The organism is Fluviispira sanaruensis (assembly GCF_004295685.1).
Lineage (GTDB): Bacteria > Bdellovibrionota_B > Oligoflexia > Silvanigrellales > Silvanigrellaceae > Silvanigrella > Silvanigrella sanaruensis.
In genome coordinates, this window is sequence record NZ_AP019368.1 from 327,358 (window position 1) to 352,060 (window position 24,703).

25 protein-coding genes, 1 tRNA gene and 1 riboswitch are annotated in these 24,703 nt (G+C 34.1%); of the genes, 10 read left to right on the forward strand and 16 right to left on the reverse strand.

Going from position 1 to position 24,703, the window contains the following annotated elements; all coding sequences use genetic code 11:
* Positions 1–80: 80 nt before the first annotated feature.
* Positions 81–797 (forward strand): NHL repeat-containing protein, encoded by a 717-nt coding sequence (locus EZS29_RS01310; RefSeq protein ID WP_130605773.1) that lies wholly within the window; start codon positions 81–83, stop codon positions 795–797.
* 286 nt (positions 798–1,083) lie between these two features.
* Here EZS29_RS01310 and EZS29_RS01315 read toward each other — a convergent pair whose 3' ends face one another.
* Together EZS29_RS01315 and tnpA are read right to left on the reverse strand one after the other, a co-directional pair.
* Positions 1,084–1,341, reverse strand: coding sequence for a hypothetical protein (locus EZS29_RS01315; RefSeq protein WP_130605775.1), 258 nt, complete (start codon positions 1,339–1,341; stop codon positions 1,084–1,086).
* Positions 1,316–1,759 carry an IS200/IS605 family transposase gene (gene tnpA, locus EZS29_RS01320; protein ID WP_216678698.1) on the reverse strand — a complete coding sequence of 148 codons (444 nt, stop codon included), beginning with the start codon at positions 1,757–1,759 and terminating at the stop codon, positions 1,316–1,318. The genes EZS29_RS01315 and tnpA overlap by 26 nt, the downstream gene beginning before the upstream one ends.
* A 602-nt stretch (positions 1,760–2,361) precedes the next feature.
* On the opposite strand from tnpA, the gene EZS29_RS01325 reads away from it, so the two are divergent.
* The gene (locus tag EZS29_RS01325; protein WP_130605777.1) at positions 2,362–3,282 is read left to right on the forward strand and encodes a hypothetical protein; all 921 of its coding nucleotides are present in this window, start codon (positions 2,362–2,364) and stop codon (positions 3,280–3,282) included.
* A 209-nt stretch (positions 3,283–3,491) separates the two neighbouring features.
* On the opposite strand, the gene EZS29_RS01330 is transcribed toward EZS29_RS01325, so the two are convergent.
* From EZS29_RS01330 to EZS29_RS01345, 4 genes are all read right to left on the reverse strand, one after another.
* Positions 3,492–4,364: a tRNA threonylcarbamoyladenosine dehydratase gene (locus tag EZS29_RS01330; RefSeq protein WP_172603710.1), complete on the reverse strand. Its 873-nt coding sequence runs from the start codon at positions 4,362–4,364 to the stop codon at positions 3,492–3,494.
* A gap of 308 nt (positions 4,365–4,672) precedes the next feature.
* Positions 4,673–5,074 carry a DUF4870 family protein gene (locus EZS29_RS01335; protein ID WP_130605780.1) on the reverse strand — a complete coding sequence of 134 codons (402 nt, stop codon included), beginning with the start codon at positions 5,072–5,074 and terminating at the stop codon, positions 4,673–4,675.
* Complete coding sequence (locus EZS29_RS01340; RefSeq protein ID WP_130605782.1) at positions 5,064–5,948, reverse strand: hypothetical protein; 885 nt, start codon at positions 5,946–5,948, stop codon at positions 5,064–5,066. Before EZS29_RS01340 ends, EZS29_RS01335 begins: the two co-directional genes overlap by 11 nt.
* 57 nt (positions 5,949–6,005) lie before the next feature.
* Complete coding sequence (locus EZS29_RS01345; protein ID WP_130605784.1) at positions 6,006–6,920, reverse strand: ParA family protein; 915 nt, start codon at positions 6,918–6,920, stop codon at positions 6,006–6,008.
* A gap of 223 nt (positions 6,921–7,143) precedes the next feature.
* Between EZS29_RS01345 and EZS29_RS01350 the strand changes: the two genes are divergently transcribed.
* Positions 7,144–7,491: a DUF423 domain-containing protein gene (locus EZS29_RS01350; RefSeq protein ID WP_130605786.1), complete on the forward strand. Its 348-nt coding sequence runs from the start codon at positions 7,144–7,146 to the stop codon at positions 7,489–7,491.
* Positions 7,492–7,527: 36 nt separating this feature from the next.
* Positions 7,528–9,516: an APC family permease gene (locus EZS29_RS01355; RefSeq protein WP_130605788.1), complete on the forward strand. Its 1,989-nt coding sequence runs from the start codon at positions 7,528–7,530 to the stop codon at positions 9,514–9,516.
* 39 nt (positions 9,517–9,555) lie between these two features.
* On the opposite strand, the gene EZS29_RS01360 is transcribed toward EZS29_RS01355, so the two are convergent.
* From EZS29_RS01360 to EZS29_RS01370, 3 genes are all read right to left on the reverse strand, one after another.
* A complete protein-coding gene (locus tag EZS29_RS01360) occupies positions 9,556–10,116 on the reverse strand; it encodes a hypothetical protein (RefSeq protein WP_130605790.1) in 561 nt (186 codons plus the stop codon).
* A gap of 161 nt (positions 10,117–10,277) precedes the next feature.
* Positions 10,278–11,180: a methylisocitrate lyase gene (prpB, locus tag EZS29_RS01365; protein ID WP_130605792.1), complete on the reverse strand. Its 903-nt coding sequence runs from the start codon at positions 11,178–11,180 to the stop codon at positions 10,278–10,280.
* Positions 11,180–12,685 carry an MmgE/PrpD family protein gene (locus EZS29_RS01370; protein WP_130605794.1) on the reverse strand — a complete coding sequence of 502 codons (1,506 nt, stop codon included), beginning with the start codon at positions 12,683–12,685 and terminating at the stop codon, positions 11,180–11,182. The genes prpB and EZS29_RS01370 overlap by 1 nt, the downstream gene beginning before the upstream one ends.
* Positions 12,686–12,780: 95 nt before the next feature.
* Positions 12,781–12,937: riboswitch (adenosylcobalamin (AdoCbl) riboswitch) on the forward strand.
* Between the two features lie 90 nt (positions 12,938–13,027).
* Between EZS29_RS01370 and EZS29_RS01375 the strand changes: the two genes are divergently transcribed.
* On the forward strand, positions 13,028–14,227 hold the full coding sequence (locus EZS29_RS01375) for a bifunctional 2-methylcitrate synthase/citrate synthase (RefSeq protein ID WP_130605796.1): 1,200 nt from the start codon (positions 13,028–13,030) through the stop codon (positions 14,225–14,227).
* Here EZS29_RS01375 and EZS29_RS01380 read toward each other — a convergent pair.
* The 3 genes from EZS29_RS01380 to EZS29_RS01390 form a co-directional block, all read right to left on the reverse strand.
* Positions 14,224–14,661, reverse strand: coding sequence for a hypothetical protein (locus tag EZS29_RS01380; RefSeq protein WP_130605798.1), 438 nt, complete (start codon positions 14,659–14,661; stop codon positions 14,224–14,226). The two genes, EZS29_RS01375 and EZS29_RS01380, sit on opposite strands and share 4 nt — an antisense overlap.
* A gap of 14 nt (positions 14,662–14,675) precedes the next feature.
* Entirely contained in the window at positions 14,676–15,116 is a 441-nt protein-coding gene (locus tag EZS29_RS01385; protein WP_130605800.1) for a hypothetical protein, read from the reverse strand.
* Between the two features lie 273 nt (positions 15,117–15,389).
* Positions 15,390–15,466, reverse strand: a tRNA-Met gene (locus EZS29_RS01390).
* A 352-nt stretch (positions 15,467–15,818) separates the two neighbouring features.
* On the opposite strand from EZS29_RS01390, the gene EZS29_RS01395 reads away from it, so the two are divergent.
* The 3 genes from EZS29_RS01395 (at position 15,819) to EZS29_RS01405 (ending at position 18,406) form a co-directional block, all read left to right on the forward strand.
* Positions 15,819–16,358 (forward strand): cupin domain-containing protein, encoded by a 540-nt coding sequence (locus EZS29_RS01395; RefSeq protein ID WP_130605802.1) that lies wholly within the window; start codon positions 15,819–15,821, stop codon positions 16,356–16,358.
* Positions 16,359–16,412: 54 nt separating this feature from the next.
* Positions 16,413–17,657, forward strand: a complete 1,245-nt coding sequence (locus EZS29_RS01400) for an aminotransferase class I/II-fold pyridoxal phosphate-dependent enzyme (RefSeq protein ID WP_130605804.1) — start codon at positions 16,413–16,415, stop codon at positions 17,655–17,657.
* A 188-nt stretch (positions 17,658–17,845) separates the two neighbouring features.
* On the forward strand, positions 17,846–18,406 hold the full coding sequence (locus EZS29_RS01405) for a hypothetical protein (protein WP_130605806.1): 561 nt from the start codon (positions 17,846–17,848) through the stop codon (positions 18,404–18,406).
* A gap of 60 nt (positions 18,407–18,466) precedes the next feature.
* Here EZS29_RS01405 and EZS29_RS01410 read toward each other — a convergent pair whose 3' ends face one another.
* From EZS29_RS01410 to EZS29_RS01420, 3 genes are read right to left on the reverse strand one after another with little or no spacing between them, the layout of a single operon-like run.
* Positions 18,467–21,220 (reverse strand): DNA topoisomerase 3, encoded by a 2,754-nt coding sequence (locus EZS29_RS01410; protein WP_130605808.1) that lies wholly within the window; start codon positions 21,218–21,220, stop codon positions 18,467–18,469.
* Positions 21,221–21,248: 28 nt separating this feature from the next.
* Positions 21,249–21,854, reverse strand: coding sequence for a hypothetical protein (locus EZS29_RS01415; protein ID WP_130605810.1), 606 nt, complete (start codon positions 21,852–21,854; stop codon positions 21,249–21,251).
* A gap of 57 nt (positions 21,855–21,911) precedes the next feature.
* On the reverse strand, positions 21,912–22,712 hold the full coding sequence (locus EZS29_RS01420; RefSeq protein ID WP_172603711.1) for an inositol monophosphatase family protein: 801 nt from the start codon (positions 22,710–22,712) through the stop codon (positions 21,912–21,914).
* Between the two features lie 99 nt (positions 22,713–22,811).
* Here EZS29_RS01420 and EZS29_RS01425 point away from each other — a divergent pair, with 99 nt between their 5' ends.
* The gene (locus EZS29_RS01425) at positions 22,812–23,351 is read left to right on the forward strand and encodes a hypothetical protein (protein ID WP_130605814.1); all 540 of its coding nucleotides are present in this window, start codon (positions 22,812–22,814) and stop codon (positions 23,349–23,351) included.
* A gap of 26 nt (positions 23,352–23,377) precedes the next feature.
* Entirely contained in the window at positions 23,378–24,046 is a 669-nt protein-coding gene (locus EZS29_RS01430; protein WP_130605816.1) for a hypothetical protein, read from the forward strand.
* Positions 24,047–24,097: 51 nt separating this feature from the next.
* On the opposite strand, the gene EZS29_RS01435 is transcribed toward EZS29_RS01430, so the two are convergent.
* Complete coding sequence (locus EZS29_RS01435) at positions 24,098–24,385, reverse strand: hypothetical protein (RefSeq protein ID WP_130605818.1); 288 nt, start codon at positions 24,383–24,385, stop codon at positions 24,098–24,100.
* Positions 24,386–24,703 lie beyond the last annotated feature (318 nt).

A 24,703-nucleotide genomic window follows, 5' to 3' on the forward strand; every position in this document is an offset into this window, starting at 1 on the left:
TTCCAGACAATGACTTGAATTTTTATAAAATTAAAATAAAATTTTTACAGATAAGAAAACTTTAATTGAAAGGACGTTCTATGCTTCAATTATTATGTAAAAGTGTTGTTTTATCAATCACAATTTTGTTAATGTCTATGTTTAATTTTGCTTTCTCAATTCCACAAACTTCTCAGACTCAGTTAATAATCACAAACAATGTTTCTTTAACAAATAATCTTTATATGGTTGGAACTAACGCAAACTTTGCAGTTTGGAATCCTTTGTTAGGAAAACTTTCTGACTATGGTTATTTAGGAAATTGGGATTTGAAAGGAATTGCATTTGATAAAGCAGGGACACTCTGGAGTGTGGGTTTTAATAACAATGTTGGCAAATGGAATGGTACTTCCTGGGATGATCAAGGATACTTGGGTGGATGGTTATTAAAATCGATTGCATATGATAAAAATGGCACACTCTGGGGTGTGAGCTCACGAAGCACTGTTGGCAAATGGAATGGTCATTTTTGGGAAGACCAGGGATTTATGGGGGGCTGGTTCATCAACATGCTTGCCTTTGACAAAGATGGAACTCTTTGGTGTGTTGGAGTGAATGGAAATTTTGCGAAATGGAATGGTACGTCTTGGGAGGATCAAGGAGGTGGTTGGACACTTAAAATGATCAACTTCGATGCAAATGGTGATCTTTGGGCAGTGGGCACAGCGAGCAATGTTGGAAAGTGGAATGGTAAGTCTTGGGATAATCAAGGTTATATTGGTGGCTGGTTTGTAAATTGGATTGCTTGGGCGTATTAATCTTTTATCTCAATGAGAAAACGAACTGTTTAATTTGATTTTAAATAATTTAATTAATTAAAAATGATTTCCATTTAGGTTTCTTTGGCTACAATCAAAATGACTCGTTTTCATGTGTTGAATTTACGAGTCATTTTGAAAGCCCACTCTGCACTTCTTAACAGTGAGACCAAAAATTTTATTAATTTTCACGAGGATTTATATTAGTGACTGAAAAATTTTGAATTAAATCGATAGGTTTTTTTGCGCTATCATATTTAGGGATAGTAAATTCCGATCTTTCATATCATTCCTTACCTCCGACATAGAAGTATCTTTCATTGTAATATCTCAATGTATTTTTTCCATTATCATGAATGAATAATTCATTGACTTTCATTTCAAAAAACCATTTGAATTTATTTTCTACTGGAAACAAGCGCAGTGCTCCATCTTTAACCGCTTGCGCAGCATAAGGATTAGATGGAGCACGGCTTTGCCGCGCGGAAGTTGAGTGCGATAACGGCGATATTGTTCCATTAATCCACGCGAGCTTGTTGTTCAATATATTGTTTAATAACTGAAAGAGGAGCACCTCCGCAAGTTAAAATACAATAAGATCGGCTCCAAAAAATAGGATTATTATAATAAAATTTTGAAAGATGATTAGAAAAATCTTTTCTAATATAACGACTAGAAACCGTTTTCAGATTATTAATAAATGTTGAAAGTGCAATTTTTGGATTCAGTTCAAGCAGCATATGAATGTGATCAGGCTCACCATTAAATTCAATTAAATTGCATTCCCATGTTGCGTAACAAAATTGATTTTTTGTATAGTCCCAACTACTTCCGCTATTTTGAATTAACAAAGAAGTATAACAAACTTGGGGGCCAACTGTACTTGAATGTCCATAGTTAGAAAATATTGCTTTATTATGCGCATTGTAATTTGACTCCCTCTTTTCGCTGAAAAGGGTCAATATGAAATTGGGGTTTCGATTGATTTTCTTATTCCATATATTTTATTTATTTTATAATAACCTTTTTCAGGCTGTTTGAATTATGGCTCTGTTGTAAAAAAGCTCAACAGATAGTTGGTTTTTTTTAGTGTTTTTTTGGGATAAAGAGATTGATTTCAAGTTGAAGCAAACCGAGCAGAAGGCTATAATAATGACAAGTCGTTGGAATTTTGCTCACTCTCTGATTTACAGATAATTAAAAGAACTCATATTTCAATATGCAACACTGATGTTAAAAATAAACTGAAGAACTCTTATGCATATTTTTTGCGCTTTATTTTTTGCTTAGCGGTAAATTTTTTTACGCAATTTGATTATTAAATAAGCATATATAGTAAAAAAATTGTATAATTTTTCATTAAAGTAAAAAATTTATAAAAATTATCAAAAAATAGTTGAAATAATAAAAAATGATGATATATACCCTTATATATAGGAGTAAGTAATAAAAATTAATCAAATCCTATATATATAAAAATAAATACAATAAATTTCATGACTATTATTGTATTTGATAAAATATTTGATTTTTATAAATTGTATTTTGTTTAAATGGAGTTAGTATGAATCAATTTTTGAAAACGGCATTTGTTTCTATCAGTCTTTTAGCAATCACGGGTTGCGGAACTAAAGTCATCGATCAAACAGCGGAAGAAAAATCTTCTTTTAAATACAATTTTAAACTAAGCTCTGCGGAAGAGCGAGATCTAAAATATTCAATTGCTATAACTTTGAGCTGTATGGGTGATGTTTTTACAAAAGAATTGAATAATAATGATATGAGTCTCTCAATTCCAAAAGACACTGTTTGCCAGATCTCAGTGACTAAAATTACTTTAACAGATAAAGAGGAAACTAAAGAATATGTATCTAATGGTAACGCCGACATAACTTTTAATATATTATACAATGCCGATAAAATTTCTATTGATTTAATTAGAGCTGGAAAAGTTGGGTATAAAGATCATACACAAAAAAACTTGCTACAAATAAATCCAATAGTTGATAAAAATGAAGTTATATTTGAAATTGAAAGAAACAATTTGGATGATATTTATATTTCGATGGAACCAGAAATTCAAATAAGTCCCAAATTTATGAATTTTGAACCAGTAAATATCAATTGTTTATTTAATTTTACTTTAACTAAATTGTCTAACAAAGATTCGATCGACAAATTCACTTTGAGAGCTGATTTAAATGATGAGACTAGAAAATTATTTAAGGATAATTGTAAAATTATTTATGAAAACATGCCTGATCAAAGTTCTCAAATAACTAATTTCATTACAAGTAGCAACTTAGGGGATTATTATCTCACTGAAGCAGCTTATAATGCTGCACCTACTGCTTGTTCATCTGCTATTGCTTTGAATAATTTTGGGAATTGGAATGAATTTTCAAATCAAAAAGTTTATTTTATTTTCAAAACCAGTCAAGATGGCTATAATTCTTACAATACTATTAGATTTCTAAAAAATTAAAAAAAGTTAAATTTTTTCCTTCCTAGGGTATTTTTTTGTCCTTTTTTTATTTCAGCGGCAAAATTTTCCTAAATTCATTTTTTTGACGACTTGATTTGACTTAATGAGATTTGTTAAAAATAAAAATCAAATAATAAAAAATCAATGATGTGATATCACATCATTGATTTTTTATTATTTGGATGAGAATTAATTGAAAGAAAGCGATTTTATTGTTTTCCTAGCTTTAAAACCTTTTTGAATTCATCATATGTAGGTATTTTTTCAAAAGTATCCCTTTTTTTAAAATCAATACCTTTTAAAAAATGCTGCAATAGATCTCCGGCAAGCCACAAACCGAACATAGGTGGCAAATAGCTTATTGTACCTAACATCACTCGTTTATGCTGGCATGCGCCAAATTCTTTTTCAATTGTTGGGCAGATACAATGCCATTCTGTGCCTGGAACTGCTTGCTCTGGATCTATGGGGTCTTCAATTGAAAAGACGGCTCTGATCCCTTCGGATATTCCAATTTCTCTTAATTTTGCTCGTATTTGTTTTGCAAAAGGATCAACTCTAGTTTCAGAAATATCTGCACATCTTATTTGTGCAGGATCCATGCGACTGGCTGAACCCATTGAGCTCCATATTGGAATACCAAGTTTGAGGGAGCGTGCTAAGAGATCGACTTTGGGGATCAGCGTGTCTATACAATCTATGACTGCATCAACAGGTTGTCCTGCTAAGCGTTCAGCTTCCTCAAAGATAAAATTTTCTTTATCAGGATGGTGGTGTTCAGCTATGCCAAAATAACCTGCTAACGGATTGATTTTTTTCAATCTCTCAACAAGAAGCTCAACCTTCTTCTTTCCAACTGTATCTGTGAATGCATGGAGCTGTCTGTTTACATTAGTTACGCAGACCTCGTCATGGTCAACAATTGTGACTTTACCAATTGCGGAGCGTGCGATGGCCTCGGCTGCAAAACTACCAACACCTCCAGCACCAACAATTAGAATATGTAGATTTCTAAAACGTCCTAAACCTTCGCGTCCAACAAGGAGCTCAAGTCTACTAAATCTATGATTGCGAAATGACATTGTGATTCCTTCTGAAGCACTCATTTGGAAAAAACCTGAATCAACTACATAATGTCAAACATAGTATTCTGCTACAAAAATTTTTCTCTTTTTTATACAAAATAATTTATATATGAATTTAGGTGCTTAGGTGCTTTTTAAGTATATTTTGAAAACTGGCAAAAGAAAAAGATAGTCAATACAAAAAATCATCAAAGAAAAGCTTTTGAGCGAATTATGCAAATTGAAATTTTGAACTTAGGCGACAATTCGGATGGTGCAAATGTAGGGTTACCTTAGAACTGAAATAGGGAATTTGCAAATAGTGGTCAAGTTGTTTCGTTTTCTGGCAAAGCTGGTAATTCTTTTGATAAAGTAGTCCAACCTTTGTATGTACGGAAAATAATAATAAGAGTAGCGATAACAAAGCATGGAGCAGAAATTATCCAACCCAAAAATGGAATAACACCAAAAACTATAGCAATTATATAGAACAGTGTTGCAAACCAGAAGGTTTGAATTTGCCAACGAAAATGGGAGTCTAGCCAAGTGTATCTTGTTCTATGCCTAAAAATATAATTCATGAAAAGAGGGACAAGCAAGAGAGTCCCGGCTGTAAATAATGATAAAAACTGTATGATATATACCAGTGAAACTATATTTTTATTTGAGTTCAATGCAGGTAAATCTGTACCATTTGAATTGTTTTTGAAAAAATTTTTACGTGACATAATCTTCCTCATTTTGCATAGCAGACGCGCCGCTATTTCTTGTATATCTCGATTCTTGAGATTTTGAAAGAAGTTCTGCTAAGTCTGACATTTCTACAGATAGACTGCGAAAAGCTCCCAAAAGACTCCATTTTTCAGCCTGATCTAGGGAGTTTAGGTCTAAATTGTCTAGTTGTAACTTAATCTTTTCTAAATTGTCCGTAATATTTTTTAATTTTACTTTATTGTTATAGGTGTCTTTGGGTAACAACCTTTTGTCAAGTTTTTGAGCAACAAGGGATCTCAGAGATTTTACGCTAATGGTTTCAGGTAAAGATGAAATTATTTGCAGACGATCAGATGAAGGCAAGGGTAGCAATGCTTTAAAATGTTCAAAGCCAAAGTCAGTTCGTTGATGTGATGCCACATCAAATTCTTGAGCAACGCGAATATACTGATTCGCAGTCGTGTAATTTATATTCAAAGTGTCTTCACAAAAATTTTTCCAGCCTGTTTTGTTTCCTTCAAAAAACCTATTCTTTACTTCGGCAATTAATTTTCCTTTTAAGAAAAAAGCTTCTGTTTGAGCATTATCAATACGATTGAGGAAGGATACATATTCCCCTTGACTCCAATTATTTCTTTCAGAGCGCAAGCGATCAAAGTTGTACTGGATTTTTGTGATTGTATATTCATTTTCTTTTTTGCTAATTGAATTATTAGAATCTAAATGAATATCTTCTTGGTTTTTATAAGGTTCATCATGGTTCGAGACTTTATTTTCAATAACTGAATCAGAAACAACTTTTTCAGGAAAGGTAACATTGGTGGCATGGTCTGGTTCGGTTTTAGTAAATAACCCTCTCAATGCTTTTTTTGGTTTTGCTTGATTCATTTTTGAGATCCTTTACAAAATATTTTAATTCTAGAGATGATGTGTCGTCACATCAATCTAAATAACGACTGTATCAATTGTAATGTTTTCATTTTTTCTTTGTTCGGAAATTTGTATATTCTGCATGCAAACTTCTTTGCCTAAAGCAATATAGTCAATTGCTCCTGTGCAAGAAGGATCATAAGTTAACACAGATTTTCTTGCTTTTGCTGCTTCGGCTAATTTTACATTTTGTCGAATGCAGGTCTTAAAAATACTATTTTTCAGTTCTTCAATAGAATTAACTTTATCAACAATTTCTCTCGACAACTTTGTTCTGGAATCAAACATAGTCATGACTAAACCTGTGATTTTTAACTTTGGATTTAGTTCTTCTTTTATCAAAGAAATAGTTTCTAACAATAAATTTAAACCATCAAATGCAAATGGATGAGCTTGCAGAGCAATATGAACTTCATTGGATGCATTGAGTGCATTGATACTTAATAAACCTAAACTGGGTGGGGTGTCGATAATAATAAAATCATAAAGATTATGAAGAGGTAAAAGAGCTTTTTTGAGTCGATTTTCCCGCCCAATTTCTCCAGCCATTCTACTTTCGAATTCAGATAGTTCTATGGAGCCTGGTGCAATATGTAGGTTTTCATATTGTGTTTCAAGGATAACATCTTCTAGATTTGTTTTTTTGGGTTCGACGATCAATTCGAATATACTTTTTTCAATTTCAGAGAGATCAATTCCTAAGCCAGATGTCGCATTGCACTGAGAGTCAAGATCGACAACGAGAACGCGTTGTCCAAGTTTTGCAATTGCAGTTGCAACATTAATGACAGTTGTCGTTTTTCCGCATCCTCCCTTTTGATTGCAGACGGAAATAATTCTTATACTTTTGGGGCGTTCATAATTTTTAAATTCTGCTTTAGGAATATTTGACTTTGTTGCGCCGACTCTTTTAATTTTTTTATCTGACATGGAGGCTCCTTAAATAAGATAAAATATAGTCATCAATTTGCTGTCTGCTTCTTCAATTCTATTTTATGCTGATTTCTATTGAGGTAGTCCAATGAGAAATGCTCCCTTAATAAATTGTATACTTTGCAAATAAAATTTGTTGTTTTTGTTTATTTGCTCAGATTTAAACGAATATCGTCAAAATTTTGACGTTGCGATATTATCTTAATTTAAAGGACCCCGCATGTTTTACCCAAAAATATTTTCTATTTTAGGATTTTTTGCTGTTGCTCTTGGTGCTTTTGGTGCGCATGGTATAAAAGAAAAAGTTTCTGCTGCACATATGGAAAATTGGAAGACTGCTACACTTTATCTTTTTATTCATGTTCTTGCTGGTTTATTATCATTTTATATGACTCATAAGAAAAGATCTCAATTATTTTTTTTATTAGGATGTATTATATTTTCAGGTTCATTATTTTTATTAGTTATATTAAATCTACCTATACTTGGTGCAGTGACTCCAGTAGGTGGAGTCTGTTTTATGTTAGGTTGGATCTTTTTGTTTAATGATATAAACATAAAAAAATAAAATTTATTTTATGTTTATAAAGTTTTAAGAGGAATTATGGATCAGAATAAAACGAATAAGAATAAAACAGAGGATCAATCGCATCCTTTTATTTCAAAATTATCTTATTTTCTAACGAAAAGTTTCCATGTTAAAAATGATACATCGCCCAAAAAAGTCGAAAAAACACATCATTGGTTCAGTGTGTTGTGCCTTACGGGGGTGGATTATTTTTCGACCTTAGCCTATCAGCCGGGAATTGCTTTGTTGGCTGTGGCGGTGCTTGCTCCTTTTGCCACACTCTTACTTGTATTGCTTACACTATTTGGAGCTGTCCCAACATATATTGAAGTTGCGAAACGCTCATATACAGGGCAAGGCTCGATCGCAATGTTAGAAAATTTGTTGGCTGGGTGGAGTGGTAAATTTGTTGTACTTGCTTTAATTGCTTTTGCAGTGACAGATTTTTTTATTACGATGACTCTCTCTGCCTCCGATGCAGCTTCACATATAATAGAAAATCCACTTATAAATGTTTATTTAGGTCATTCATCATTAAATATTGCAATTTGTCTCATTATATTATTAGGCATTGTTTTTTTTATAGGCTTCAAAGAAGCAATAAATGTTGCAATAGCAAGTACGATTCCATTTTTATTATTAACTTTAATTGTTTTAGCTAAGTCAACATTTGTTATTTATCAAGACCCTGTTTTGATCTATGAATGGATTTCTAATCCTATTTTTAAAGTGGATTGGCTTGGGCTTTTTTGTATTTCTGCTTTGGCTTTTCCAAAACTTGCACTTGGCTTAAGTGGTTTTGAGACAGGTGTTGCTGTTATGCCTCTTATCCAAAATGGGAAAGGAGTAGAAGCCAATCAAAGGCCTCCTGTAAAAAGAATTGAAGGAACGCGTAAGTTATTAGTTTGTTCTGCAGTCATTATGTCTGTGTATCTTATTGCTTCAAGTATCGTAACATCCATTTTATTAAAACAATCTCAGGTGATGGATGGTGCGGAAGCCTCAGGCAGAGCTCTGTCTTTTTTAGCACATAAATATGTTGGAAATGTCTTTGGGACCGTATATGATATTAGTACAATAATAATTTTATGGTTTGCCGGTGCTTCCGCTATGGCAGGGTTATTAAATGTAATTCCTCGCTATTTACCAAGGTTCGGCATGGCTCCGCGTTGGGTAGAAATGCGCAGACCTTTGGTGGTCTTAATCACCGTAATCTGTCTTATCATTCTGATTATTTTCAAGGCCAATGTAAATGCTCAAGCTGGGGCATATGCGACAGGCGTTCTTGCATTGATTTTATCTGCATCCGTAGCAGTTGCTCTTTCAGTAAGAAAAGAAGCTATTTTACAGAAAAATTTTAAAATCCGACTTAAATCTTATTACTTTTGGCTTGTATCAGCCGTATTTGCTTTCACATTAATCGATAATGTGAATTCTCGACCTGATGGTCTGATCATTGCATTTGTTTTCTTTCTTGCTATTTTATTTGCAAGTGCAGTCAGTCGTTGGCGGAGAGCATTTGAACTGAGAGTTGAATCCCATAAATTTATGAATGATGAATCCATTGCTTTGTGGTCAACTATTACAGACAAAAAAGTCAATTTAGTCCCTATTTCTTCAGGTGATAAAGCATGGTTTAAGCGGAAAGAAGAAAAAATTAAAAAGAATTATAAATGCACTGAACCCCTCGCCTTTCTTGCTGTTACATTAAGAGATGATAGAAGTGAATTTGTCGCTCCTTTATTTATTAAAGTTACAAAAATGGAAGACAATTCAGAGAACTATTTTATTGAAGTCAGTGGTGCGGTCGCTATTCCAAATACAGTGGCATATATAAGTGAGCAAATAGATCCCATAGCTATCTATTTAGGACTGGCAAGAAAAAATGCGATGGAACAGGCAATATTTTATGTCCTCTTTGGAGAAGGAGAAATAGGGATAATCACTTATAAAGTTCTTGTTCAGTATTGGGAGTCAACTGAGGAAGATGATATTAGGCCTGTGATCTTTTTAATGTCGGAATAATAATTTCTTTAAAATTATCATTCTGTGGGTTACAACGTATTAAATTTTATAATTTACACCAAAGGCAAAATGAAAATCATGCAACCCCGTGTTGAAAAAAACGCGATCATAGAACCACAATGTGCGAAACTCATAAGATAATTTTTCACTTACAGGAATGCGTAAAGTATTCACAATACCCCATAAATAAAAGAATCCAGTTGTAATCATAACTTTATTGTCAAAGATATAACCAATATGGCCATGAATGTTGGGCACGAAAGCAACAACCCAACCTGGGACTTCATGGTTACTAAAAGCTGTAATTTTAGTTTTTTTGTTTGTAAAAATGGAAGGAAAAAGCATAAAATTGGCTTCCACCCCTAAATAATATTTTTGTTTATATACCCAGCCATACTCTCCCCCTAAGATAGCTAAGGGTGCAGTCTTTGGGCGTGAAAGAAACTCATTTTTTTCATCTTCAAGGACATTTAAAGCGAGACCACCTAAAGCTTTTAAATGGAATCCAGCATATGAATAATTATCTACAGGATTTTCCTCGGCATATATGACTTGATATTGGAATATAGTAAATAAAATAAGACTTAATTTTTTAAACATTTCTCTAATAACTCATAGTTTTTTTTTGGATATTATCGTCGGCAGAAGTTGGAGGAAACTGCACATAAAATAATTATTTATCATAAAAAAAAGAGAAGTTCTATATGTGATTTAATGATTTTTTAAGTGCCGTAATTTACTATATTTTTTTTATCTAAGGCTTAATTTTTTAATTTAAAATTAAATATATCTTGATCAAATTCGTTATAATCTTCATATTTTGTCAGAGAATATAAATCTTTTCTGTGTTGCATTTTGCCTAGTATCTCTTCTTGTGTTCCTTTATTTTTGATTTCCAGTAAACCATCGATAGATGCTTTCATCGCTAAACGAAATGCTGTAACTGGATAAATAACAATATTATATCCAAGATTGGAAAGTTGGTTGTAAGTGAATAATTTTGACTTTCCGAACTCTGTCATATTGACTAGAAGTGGAGCAGAGATTGCTTTGCGAAATAATTCAAATTCTTTTTCATTCTCAAGTGCTTCTATAAAAATACATTCAGCACCTGCGTCGACATAAGCTTTTGCCCGTTCAATTGCCTTGTCGAGTCCTTCTGTTGCGCGCGCATCGGTGCGGGCGATAATAAAAAAATTCTTATCAAGTTTTTTCCCATGGACTGCGGCTTTTACTTTTCTAAGCATCTCTTCTTGTCCGATAATGGATTTTCCATCTAAATGTCCGCAGCGTTTGGGATTCATTTGATCTTCAATATGGCAACCAGCCAGTCCCATCTCTATCATTTCTTGCACAGATCGCGTGACATTCATGGGTTCACCAAAGCCCGTGTCGATATCGATGATCGTTGGCAGTATGCTTGTGCGCGCTATTTGGCGTCCGCGCTGGGCGACTTCACTTAATGTGGTCATGCCAATGTCGGGATAACCGAGATCATTTGAAATAACTGAACCAGATATGTAGATTCCATCAAAGTTTTGCTTTTCAATAGCCATACTGATTAAGGGAGACCAGGATCCTGGGAATTGCAAGAGTTTGCCTGTTTTCAGCGCAACTCGCAGGTTCTTTCTTTTTTCATTTGGTGTGCATTCGGGGAAAAGCATTAAAAAATCCCCTTTGTTTGCGCATTATGATTTAAATTATTGATATCTACTTGAACATTTAGCTGTTTGATTTCCTCTTTTGTGAGATCCGCTAAATTTTCAACGAGGGAAATAAAACGGTTTCTTTCTGCTTTAGTTATGATTTCTTCAGTTAAAGTGTCAAACTTATCGATATAATTCTTTCTCTGAAAAGGGCGTGATCCATTCGGATGGGCATCTGCTACGCCGAGTTGGTCAATTAGCGTTTCACCATTTTTGAAAGTGATTTCGACACGTCCACCAAATTGTTTTTTATTTGCATCTTGTTCGTGATATTTGCGAGTCCACTCAGGATCTTCTATGGTAGAAATCTTATGCCACAAACGAATTGTATCAGCCCTTTGCGCTCTTTCACGCTCGTAAGAATGAATATGATGCCAAGTGCCATCTTGTAGAGCGACTGCAAAAATATACATGATGGAATGATCGAGTGTTTCGCGTGAGGCACTTGGATCCATTTTTTGTGGATCATTTGCTCCTGTACCAATAACATAATGCGTGTGATGTGATGTATAAATTTGAATACTATCAATATCTTCATAATTTGTAATTTTCTGTTTCATTTTGCGTGCCAGATCGATGAGTGCCTGTGATTGGTACTCTGCTGAGTGCTCTTTTGTATATGTTTCTAAAATAGCTAATTTTTCTTCACCAATTTCAGGCAAAGGGACTTCATAAACGGCTTCTTTACCTTTTAACATATAAGCTATGACTGAATCTTCACCCTCATAAATAGGTGATGGCCCCCCCTCGCCGCGCATAGCACGATCAACTGCTTCAATAGCTAATTTTCCTGCGTGCGCAGGTGCAAATGCTTTCCATGAGGAGATTTCACCTTTGCGCGATTGGCGGGTCGTAAATGAAACGTGCACGGCTTGTTGGACAGCTTGAAAAATAATCTCAGTCGGGAGTTCAAGCAGTGCGCCAACTCCTGCAGCTTGAGCGGGGCATAGGTGTGCAATATGATCTTTTTTAAATTCATGCAGACAAATTGCTTTTACAAGATTTACATGAACTTCATAGCCCGTAATGATTCCTTTTAGGAGATCTTTTCCTGATTTATTCATTTGTTGAGCTACAGATAAAATAGGAGGGATATTGTCGCCCGGATGTGAATAATCGGCAGCTAAAAATGTATCATGAAAATCGAGTTCGCGAACGGCCGTTCCATTCGCCCAAGCGGCCCATTCGCAGTCGAAATTGAGTGTATTTGGCATTCCAAAGACAGTTGCCCCATTTTTTCTAGGATGGGCAATAGCCATAGCGCGTGCTGTGGCAACAGGAGTTCTGTTGAGGGATGCAACGGCCACAGATGCGTTGTCGATTATTCTATTTATTACCATATCTAAAACATTGTTATTCAATTTATTTGAATCAGACGCTATTTCTGCAATTTTCCAAGCGAGTTGATCTTTTCTTTCAATTTTTTCTTTTGACTGATGGACGCGAACAAGGTGTTTTTTCATGCTCTTTCCTTCTTAATAAATTTCTTTAAAATTACTGTTGAGATGAAATCTCGTCAAGGTCTCATTGACATGTCAGAGCAAATTAACTTAGCCTTCTTAGATTATTAAACCACTCAATGAAAGCTGAAGTCCGGTGAAACTCCGGCACTGTCCCGCAACGGTATAGAAAAATTTTTTTCTAAGTCCGATCGCTTTGTTGAGTAAAACCAACGCTTGTGGCTTTCTCTTCGGAGTAAAGAGAGGACACGTCATCAAAATATAATCTTGCACAGAAGACTCTATTTTGAGGTTGTCTTTCTTTTCCAACTGATTAAAAAAGCCAGGCTCTTCGGAGGAAAAGTTATGAACAATTTGGAAGATATAGGTGCTCAAAAAAATATTCATATCAATCCAGATTATGTTCCAGAACCAGAAAAAGTAAATGTAAAAAAAGGTTTAGAAGGAGTTGTAATAGATACAACCAAAGTTTCAAAAGTCAATCCAGACTCGAATTCGCTTATTTATAGAGGATATCCAGTTCAAGACTTAGCGGAAAATTGTTCTTTTGAAGAAGTGGCTTATCTTTTACTACAAGGGGAATTGCCAACTCTCAGTCAATTAAAATCTTTTAAAGAAACAGAAAGTCAGCAGAGAGGTATTTCTAAAACTATATTAAATACATTAAAATCGTTACCTAAAGAAACACATCCGATGGATGCTATTCGAACATCTGTTTCTATACTAGGGTGTGAAGATATAAAAAAAGACTCGAGTCAATCACAAGATGTTAATTTTGAGAAAGCAATACAAATTTTAGCAAAAATTCCAACTATGGTTGCAGCTCATTATCGCTTGCGCCAGGGCAAATCAGTTATAAATCCAAGAACAGATCTTTCATTTGCAGAAAATTTCTTCCATATGTGTTTTCAAGAAATACCTGAGAAAGAAATTGTAAAGGCTTTTGATGTTTCTTTAATTCTCTATGCTGAACACAGTTTCAATGCTTCGACTTTTACAACTCGTGTTGTTACTTCAACACAGTCAGATATTTATTCTGCGACAGTTGCAGGAATAGGTGCGTTGAAAGGCTCTTTGCATGGTGGAGCAAATGAACAAGTTATGTATATGATGCTTGAAATTGATGATCCAAATAAAGCTGAAAAATGGATGAATGATGCACTTGTTCTTAAAAAGAAGGTTATGGGTTTTGGTCATCGTGTTTATAAATCTGGTGATTCACGCGTTCCTACAATGAAAAAATATTTGCAAGTGGTCAGTGATGTAAAAAAAGAATTGAAATGGATTAAAATGTATGATGCTTTAGAAAAAGTTATGATTGAGAAAAAAAATATTTATCCTAATCTCGATTTTCCTACTGGGCCAGCATACTTTATGATGGGTTTTGATATCGATTTTTTTACACCTATTTTTGTAATAGCACGCACAGCTGGATGGTCTGCTCATATCATTGAGCAGCATAATAATAATAGACTTATTCGTCCTTTGAGTGAATACGTGGGTGAGCATCAGCGGAAAATAATTCCGCTAAAAGAACGGCGCTAAATATTTTTAAAAAGAAAAATCTTAATCGGATAGTCCTGAAAAGAATTTTTGAGTTCCTGCTTGAGCCATGAAAGAGGAACTCCTTCTATTTCTGGCAGAGCTATTGATAATATATTTTCTTTTTTACAATGATGCATAAGAGCATTTAAAATCTCTATCATAGATTCTTTTTTTAAGCGTTCTTGCCAATTGTTGCGGATCGTTAAAGTAACAATATGTTTCGTGCCAAAAAGAGCTTCAATAGAGTGGTAGTATGCTTTATAAGGTGTGAGCTGTTTTCTTAAACAAGCTCTTGCATAATTCCGATAATAACTTGACCAAACTTTTTTTATTTTCTTTGTGAAAGGGTCATGGGATAGACCTATGCAATTCACAGGATGTGCAATAGCTTCAGGGTAAAGATCAAAAATATTTTCTACTTCTATAAACTCCATAAGTCTTCCCCAACCTATTTTAAGCGTATTGAGATGAAGTTAATGATTGTAGACATTAAAGAAGCGAATCCGCCTAACCAAAGTCCATAGCCAACCTTGATTTGGCTTGCTGAGAGTGAGACAACTCCAAACATTTCGGTAGGAAGGCTTTTCGCAATCATTGTTTGGTAAGCGATACTAATTATTTCATATAAATACAAAGATAAAAGAATGAGCGAGGCTGAGAGTGCAAAAAATAAAAGTACTTTCCTAAATCTATCCGTTTTATACAAAATTGATGAGATTAAAATAAGACATATTGCAGAGATAAGGATAATATAAGAAGGTTTATCGCCAATATCAATACCTGTTTTAGAACCCACTCCATAAGACATCCAGGGGAGTAATGGAGATAGAAGAGCAAGAAATCCACAACTGTTGTTGAAATAGAGTTTTACACGGTTGTTTTTTTCCATAGGGCAAGCCTTTAATGAGAGTGGAATACGATTGTGAACATTATCTCAATCAAGGATGACGTTAACCTTTTTCATATTCAACAATCAAGATTAGGGCTTGGCTATCATGTCTCCGGCAATATTTGCTGAGACTTGGACAGAAGTGATTGTGCAGAACGCTTTAGAAAGAGTTATTTGAAATGCAACATACTATCATCATTGATGTAACTTTATTTAGTTTCATTATGAGAGTTGAGGAAAAAACAGGAAAGTTAATGTTTACAAGAAGTTAAATGGTGACAAGGAGTGGACTTGAACCACCGACCTGAGGATTATGAGACCTCCGCTCTAACCAGCTGAGCTACCCTGCCATCGTGAATGAAGCAATTAGTATGAGCATTCGAAAAAGTCAAGCAGAGATCTATAAAATTAGCTATAGTCTACTGGTTTCTTATAATCTATGAGAAAATAAATATAGATATATCTATCTTAAATATATAAAAGTCAAAATATTTTTGTAATAAAGTCTTGTTTTAGATCTATTGACCAGTAAAAATCGATGTAGTAGCTTAAGCTCTTATGGGTATTTTGTGATTTTAAAAAAATACTCATAAATTGCGGATGTTTTTTTATCATGTTTTTAAAATGGAGTTTTTAAACCTATACCTTTAAAAATAATTCGTAAAATATATTTTTCTTTATAATAATTTCAGGGACGAAAATATGTATAAATCAAGGCTTGTTATCATCGATAATATAATAAATAATACTTCTTCTGTCGTAGAAGACAAAAATATTGAACCTACAATTGAATTAGATGATGGGCATAAAATAACTCAACTTTGGTATAATGAAAAAACACCTTGTGAGCCAAATGGTAAAAGGGATCAATTAGAACATTTTAATTTTAATATCAAACCAGGAGCAGTGCACTTTATTAAAACTATATTTCCACCATTTTCCAAAATAGAAGCATATGCAAAGGAAAACTCTTGCACGATCGATGCGGATTCATATGGATTTCATAGCACAACAACGATTGATTTTGCAGTTGTCATTAAAGGGCAAATGCAACTGACGACAGAGAATGGAATTGTAAAATTAAATGAAGGAGATTGTTTGGTACAAAAAGCAACTGTTCATGGTTGGATCAATATAGGTTCTGAGCCCGCTGTCATGGCGTTTGTTATGCTAGGAGCATATGTACCAGATTCATTTATAATAAAATCATTCCAAGATCCTATTTCAGGGAAAAAAATATAAAATTACATTTTATAATTAAATAATTCTTTAAATATATAAAAACGGAAAAATACTATGAATATGAAATTATATGAAGAAAATTGGCAAAAGAAAAAGATAGTCAATGCAAAAAATCATCAAAGAAAAGCTTTTGAATATATAAATGATTCAGTTGTTGTTAAGAGGGAAAAGGGTAGAAAAATATATTTAGAGAGTAACGAGAAGCTAATAGACTTCGCATCATGTTCCTATTTTGGGCTAGATTTAGATGAAAGAATAATTAATGCATCACAAAATGATATAGAAAACTTTGGGGTAAATTTTGCGATAGCAAGAACGAGATTAAGGGTAAAAAGCTTTGTTATACTAGAAGAATTACTACAGGAAATATTTTGTAATTCATTTGTTACTTTGTTTTCCTCTTTGCATTTGACTCATCTTGGTTTCATTCCACTGTTGGGATCTGGGGAAATGCCAAGCTTCCCAGTGAAAAAAAATGGAGTCTATTTTATAGTAGATAAAACAGCCCATGCATCAATCCAGATCAATAGAGGACTTATGGAACAATTTGGAATTGTGTCTGTTGTCGATTTTCAAGAGGAGAAAGCATTATCTGAAGCATTTTCTTTTGCTTATAAAAATGATATGACACCGATTTCCTTCTCTGACAGCATAGGCTCTATGGGTGGTATGGCGCCTCTTACCCTTCTTTTTAAACTAGCAGAAGAATATAATGGTTATGTCTATCTAGATGATGCACATGGCACTTCAATTTACGGGAAGAATGGGTGTGGATACGTTCTTGATTATTTAAAAAATAAGTTTCCTTTAAGACTTATATTGTGTTCATCCTTGTCAAAGGGATTTGGGGCTAATGCAGCTGCTCTTTCACTTCCAACTTACGAAGATAAGGAAACAGTTAAGCAATTTTGTACACCTTATCTTTTTAGCAATCCCCCTGCCCTATCAGTAGTGAATGCAGCCATTAAATCTGCAGAGATTCATCTCTCAAAAGAATTAACAGAACTACAAAATCAATTGTGGGAAAATGTGAGTTACTTTGATTCCTTAGTTGAGAGTGAAAGAGTTATCAATAGAAATTTATTGATTCCTATTCGTGGATTATTGATAGGAAATGAAGAAAAAGCTATATTTTGTGCAAAAACCTTAAGGGAAAATGGATTTTTTGTCTTAACTGCGATGTATCCAACTGTAGCTAAAGGCAAAAGTATGTTGAGGTTTGCGTTTGCTGCAGATCATAAAAAAGAGGAGATCTTTAAGTTTTGTAATATAATTAATGAGTTTAAATTAAATTCTTGAAAAAGAGTTTTATTTAATATAGAGTATCAGAATGTTGTATTTAAGTACTTTGATTCTAAAAAATAAAATGTATTATACTTGATAGAAAATAATTAGCGTTTTATAAATATATACTATTCTATTATTTTAGAATAATAATAGGTAAACAATTGATTTAAGATTGTTATTTTTATATCTTTGGAATTATTATGAATTTAAGAGAGAGTATATATTTATTAAAAAAAGAATTTGTAAATGATAATATTAACGATATTATTTTTAGAAATAAAGCATTTGATTACTTTTGTTATATAGACCCAAACATAGTTAATGTGAAAACGGGTGTTCATATTAATTTAGGGATTGATATTCTTGGTTTATCTGAACATTATATTGAAAAAAATTATGTAAAACAAGATCCTTTTTTACATCAATTTAAAAACCTTCGCATGCAAACTTATCATTATAAAGAGCTTGAATTGAGCCAGATTAAAATGCCTGGTAGCTCGGAACGAGCAGGCGTTATTTTAAATAGAGTTAGAAGTTCACTGTTTAATGTTAATAGTGGTATGTATCGCACGATTCAGTTGACGAATACTTACAGTTTTATTTGTTTATATGGCAGAGAAAAGAAAGATTTTCTTTTTGAAGTTGATTTAAACTTCAGTTCTCGGCAAGGTCGTTGGTTTTGGAAATTTGAACAGGAAATGATTGAATGTATGAAGAAATATTTACACGAGTTTAAACTTCCAAGTATGAGAAGAGGTTAAATATAATTGAGTTAAAGCGTGGAAGCAGAAGAAGAAGTTAAATTCACTTCTTCTCAAGTATTATACTTCAGTTTCGGATAAACTATCAGCTTTTTTTGACTTTTTGACTACTTTAGCCTTACTCGTCGCTTTTTTTGCTGTTTTCTTCGGCTTATTTTCTGACGTATCTTCTCCAAGCAATGCCTTACGTGAGACAAATTTAAATTCAAAATTTCCATTCTCTTTTAAATGTAAAGCAGCAGCAAATGGTCGTCCTTTTTTAGATTTAAAATCAGAAATGGGAGGTGTTGAACCCGTTAGAATAAAAGATTTATAATCATCTAAACTCATTTCTCGACCACATAAAATACGTGGCATTCTTGAAATAAGGCGTTTGACTTTTTTGGGTTTTGTTACCTTTTTCTTTTTTTCTGTATCTTCGCTTGATGCTTTTTTCGATTTTCTCTTTGGCTTATTTATTTCTTCTGGTGCTTCAGTGGGAAGATTACCAAATTCACATAGATAGGCCATTTCTGTCACTTTAACAGTGCCAGGCATTTTTAAGAAAGTTTCACTTAAAAGCTCTTCATGAAGAACGACAGCATCGTATCCTGTAGCGGATTCCTTAGCTTCACCTTTCTCAGTACAGAAAATAATTCCTTTTTGTGGAGATATTGTTAAGAACTCATCATAATGAGACGTGCCTGTTGAGTTGCTAAACTCAAAGGGACCTACAATTTGTTTTTGTAGAACCTCTTCAACGACACTGCGGTCAATATAGCGTTGATTTTTTTCTTTCCAAATGATGAAACTGCATTGATCTGGTGTGACTTCTTTGCTGTTTCCAGCGCGGCTGCATTTATAACCCCAAAATCCTTCATTGACTTTACCTATTTTGCAAACAGGACACGAGCCGAGTGGAGGATCGTTTTTATAAATAGCATCATACTCAAATGATCTTGCTTTATCGACGATAGTGGAAGTAAAATCGAACATATTTTGCATAAATTCAGAGCGCTTTTCTTGTCCCTTTTCCATTTTACGTAAGCCAGCTTCGATTTCTCCAGTGAGATCAACTTTCGAGAGAATATCTATAGGAATACGACTCAGGACGTCGACAAGGCGGATGCCTTTAGAAGTTGCACGCAAAGCCTTGCCGTAACGACTGACATATTCTTTTGAAATAAGATTTTCGATAATATCTGCACGGGTCGCAGGAGTTCCGATCCCTTTGTCTTTTAGCACCTCAGCAATCTCTTCATCGACCACTGATTTTCCACAGTGCTCCATTAAAGATAAAAGCTTAGCTTCCGTATAACGAGGAGGAGGTTTGGTCGCATTTTGGATAGGATCAACTCCTTCCGTTTGCACAGGCGTTAGTGCATCTGGGTTTTTCTCATTTAATTTAGGAAGTTTACTTTCTTCTTCACTGTCGAGACCATAGACTTCGCGCCATCCAGGTTCTTGTAAATCTTGAACGCGGGTGCGAAAGTTTTGTTCTCCTACAAACGTAATACGCTCTACTTTTGCCCAAATAGCATGTGGCATAAATGCGGCAATAAAACGTTTCAAAACGAGATCAAAAATACGAGCATCGTCACCATCAAGTTTTTCAGAAGGAAATTGACCTGTTGGAATAATAGCAAAGTGGTCTGAGACGTGCTTATTGTTAAAAACTCTGTCTTTATTTAACATGCCATGTTTTAATATTTTTTGGCAGGCTTTAGAATATTCAGTCGGAATTGCTGAATATTCTTTTAAAATATTCTTTACATTTTCAACATAATCTTCGGGTAAATAGCGTGAGTCCGTACGTGGATACGTTAAAAGTTTATGTTTTTCATACAATCTTTGCGCTGCTTGGAGTGTTCGCGAAGCAGGCATGCCAAATTTTCTATTTGCCTCTCTTTGTAAAAGAGTCAGATCGAAGAGCTGGGGGGCAATTTCTTTCGATTCTTTGCGTGTTTCACTGGCTTTAGCTTGAGATTTATTGTCATTAAAATTTTTTAAAATTTCATCTAGTTTTTGTTGAGAAAAAATTCTGTCTTCTTTCTCACGCGAAATAATAGACTCGTCATCATCGGCTGCCTGAGGTTTTTTAAACTTAGGATCGTACCAAAGCCCAGAGTACTCGTGAGTTGGTGTAGAAAAGCGCCCTTCGAGATTAAAATAAGGTTCTGGTCGGTGCTTTAAATAATCAAGTTCTCTTTTAGCAATCAGTGCTAGAGTTGGCGTTTGCACTCTACCAACTGACCAAACCCCTTTTGTATTACGAGTTTTCAGTCTTTTCGTAACAGCTCGAGTTGCATTCATACCTATGAGCCAGTCACTCTCCGCTCGGCAACGCGCGGCATCACCTAAATTGTCATAATCATGGCCAGATTTTAGGGTCTGGAACTCTTTGCGAATGGCTTCTGGAGTCATACTTTGTAACCAAATGCGCTTAAAAGTCTTGTTTATTCCGCAATAATCATAGATTTCACGAAAAATGAGTTCACCTTCTCGACCGGCATCGCAAGCATTTATAATTCCGGTGACGTCAGATTTTTTTGCTAGACTCTTAATATGATTCAAACGTTCTGTTTGACCTTTTTTAGGTTTGTATTGAAATTCTTGTGGGAGAATTGGGAGATCCTGTAAGAGCCATCTTTTGTATTTGGGATCAAGCTCTTCTGGTTCGAGCAGCTCAAGCAAATGGCCGACGGCCCATGTGATGTAGTATTTTGGAGACTCATAGTGGTCGCCTTTTTTTTCAAATCCACCAAGTGCTTTTGCTAAATCACCAGCGACGGATGGTTTTTCTGTAACGACGAGCCACTTTGAAGCTTTATCCATATCTCACCTTGTATCTGTGACTTATCCGTTAAGGATGAGTCATTTCCTGTAGAATGTTATGCCCCAAATCAACAGCTTCTGAAGAAGAAGATTTTGTTAAAGTGAGTGCAGTTGAAATCAATGCAGCTTTAAAATCTGAAGTTGGTACTGAAAGTAAAACCCAGATAACATAATATTTTTCGAGTCCATTTTCCGTATCCTTTTGGCGATACTCCCAATATATAGCTTTTGGCAAGGAAGGTTTAAAGTTTAAACTAAACCTATTCTGGCTAACAGCCTCAGAAAGCTCATTGACGAGTGAGTTTCTCTCTTTATTGGAAATATTGGAAGAGGCAGGAAGAGAGTTCAGTAAAGTTTTTTGGACTTTTTCCATGACTAAAAATGATATTTGCGTTTGAGCTGCAGCTTGAATCTGCTTAATTCCTAAATTTAAGTTGAATACATCGTTTTTTTTATATGTAAAAAAAACAGTTTCTTTGTCAGCTGTATGCTCATTTGCATTCACCCAACTGGGTGTCTGTTGCTCGCTTTTTTCTAGAGTGATTTCTTTATTTGTAAGAGAAATACAAGCATTGATTGCTAAAGTAAAAACAATAAAAATCGTTTTGAAAGCGAAAGATTTTATTTTTTTCATAACGACTCCTACGACTATTTGCACTTTATATGGGCAAATATTTATCGTTATTGTACTTTAAGCAAATCTTTTGGTGAGTTCAAGTATATCTGAGCAATTTATAGGCATTTTTTGCATGTCGATTGGAAACGCAATGCTGCTTCCTCGTTGTAAATCTTTATTTTCATTCCAGCTTTGTATGGCAAAACCCGCTTCAGGCATAATCACATGAAAGGGGGCTACATCCCAAATTTCAACTTTAGGATCGATAAAAGCGCGAACGGATCCCTTTAACAGCATATAATAGCCAAGTGCATCTGGATACGTTCTGGTTTTTATCTGTGGTCCATATAAGGTTTGTAAAATCTCACCCTTTTGTTCTATGTAAAAGCGATAAGGGTCAGCAGTTGCAACAATTTCTATATTTGGATTTCCTACGAGAGGTGGCTTAATATATTTTTCACCATTTATAAATGCCCCCTGTCCCTTGAGTGCGCTCATAGTAATACCCATTGCAGGCAAGCAAGCAAAACCTATAATAGGTGTTTTGCCTTTTAATACGGCAATGAGAGATGAGTAAAATGGAATATTGTGCACAAAACTAAAAGTGCCATCAATTGGGTCGAGGATCCAAGTATAAGCATCTTCATCATTCCCGAGTTCACCTCCTTCTTCTTCGCCAAAAATAAAGTGAGTCGGATGATTTTTCAGGATAATTTTTCTTAATTCTTTTTCAATTTGCTGATCAGCAGAAGTCACCCAAGATTTGTCATTCTTTAAACTTTGAGGATCTATGCCATGTTTGAAATTCAAACTCATTTTAATTGCGATTTCGGAACATAGCTGAGCTGTATTAAAGATCTTTTCGAGTGATTCCATAATAAAAATCCTTTCAATTGTATTGCTCAACATCTTTGCGAGTATTAGTGTATCCTCGCACAAAACGCAAAATTGCGTTGCAATGGAGGAAGGTATTCAATGTCAAATGAGCTTTTACACGAAGGATTAAGTTTTCTCCAAACAAATAGAGCTTTTTTGGGAAGAGAGTTTTTAACTTGGTTATGGTTTAAAAGTGAAACACAAAATCATAAAATAATGCTTAAGAATTATGAAAACTTTCATCTTTATATCGATGATAAGTTAGTCTTAAGCAGTTCGAGCGGTTCAGTCAGAGAAAATAGCTTAAAAGGAGGAACTCCTGCTTATGCCTATGAAGCAGGGAGTGCTTTAGGTTCAGGAAAACTAGTGCATGAAGCAAAATTTATTTTACAAGATTCTGAAAGGCAATGGTGCTTTTCTATATTAGGGGAAGATCTTTCATTGCGAGCAATTCGCCTTCCTGCTGTTTCGGAAGCTGATTCAAGAGCGCATATATCCCAAAGAATTATTTATATGCAATTGTTAACAGATTTAATTGATGAACTTTATAAAGAGTATTTACAGCTCCGTCTATCTGTTCAATTCCAAGAAGAATTATCTAATATAAGAATTTGGATAGATAATAAGATCTCGATTTAGAAAATTTGTGTGGTTAAGAAATGTTGATGAATTCAATAATTAAGAGTTTTATAAAATTAATTTTTTTGATTTTTTTTACTATATCATGTAGTAAAAAATCAGGTAAAAATATCTTATCACGCAATGAAAATGGTTATGAAATTCCTAAAGATATTTTAATTCACAATGAAAAACCGAGTTCAGGTATCCCACATTATTTTAAAATGGCTACTTTCGAATACTTTTGGGATGAAGGAAAATTAAAATACTCGAATGACATAAAGGCAAATGGGATTTCAAGAAATAAAAATCTACATGTTTTTAATGAAGAGTATCCTGGAATTCCAATAAAAATAGTTTCACCTGATAATGTGCCAAATACAGAGTATAAAATTTCTTTTAAAACCGATTTTAATATCACATCGTGCAGAGGTTTATATTTTAAATTAAGTAAAAATAAAGATTTTATTTTGGTCAACAGCTTTAGTATGTTACCAAGAGAATCATGTGTTGTTCTGATTTCTGTTTCAACGCCAGATAAATTAAATAAAATTAGTAGAAATCTCACAATTACTTGGAACAAAAATTATTCATATTGGTGTGAAAATAATGCAAATTTTAATTATGAATTAGATCGATATCTTGGTCGAGATTTATGCTCACAAAGCAAGAGTCGAAATAATAACTCATTGCAAAATAGTAAGTGCTATTTTTAAAATTAAAAAAAGTCAGAGTGAAAACTCTGACTTTTTTTAGTAAATGATTTTTTATTTTGTAGCTGGTTCGGCAGCAGGAGCAGCTGCAGTTGCTTCAGGTGTTGCAGCAGGAGCTTGGGCACTTGCATCAGGAGCAGGAGCAGCTGCAGTTGCAGTTGCTTCAGGTGTTGTTGCAGGTGCAGCGGCATCAGCTGTAGGAGCTTGAGCAGTTGCGTCGGCAGCAGGAGCTTGAGCAGTTGCGTCAGCAGCAGGGGCTTCTGATTTTGATCCGCAAGTACTTGTACAGCTAGAAAGTAAGAGAGCAGAAAGAGCAACGAGAGGTATAGCTTTTAACTTCATATCATTTTCTCCATTGAAAAAGAAGGAAAAAGAAAAAGCAGCCATTCACTCTATGTGTTGAGTAAACTAATAGTAATGGTCTCACTTTTTCCAACTGGGTAACTATAGCGAAATATTATGTGTTATGTAAATAGCGAAGAGCAATTTTTATTTGAACTTGGGACTTTAAATCAAATTTTCATTTATTTTTTTTGGCAAAGAAGGATCTGTTACTTATTTCTCTTAAGAATTATTTTTAAAGACTGAACTATTTTAAAATTCAATTACCATACCATATGATAAATTATATTTTTATTGAAAAAATTTAAATTCTTGCCT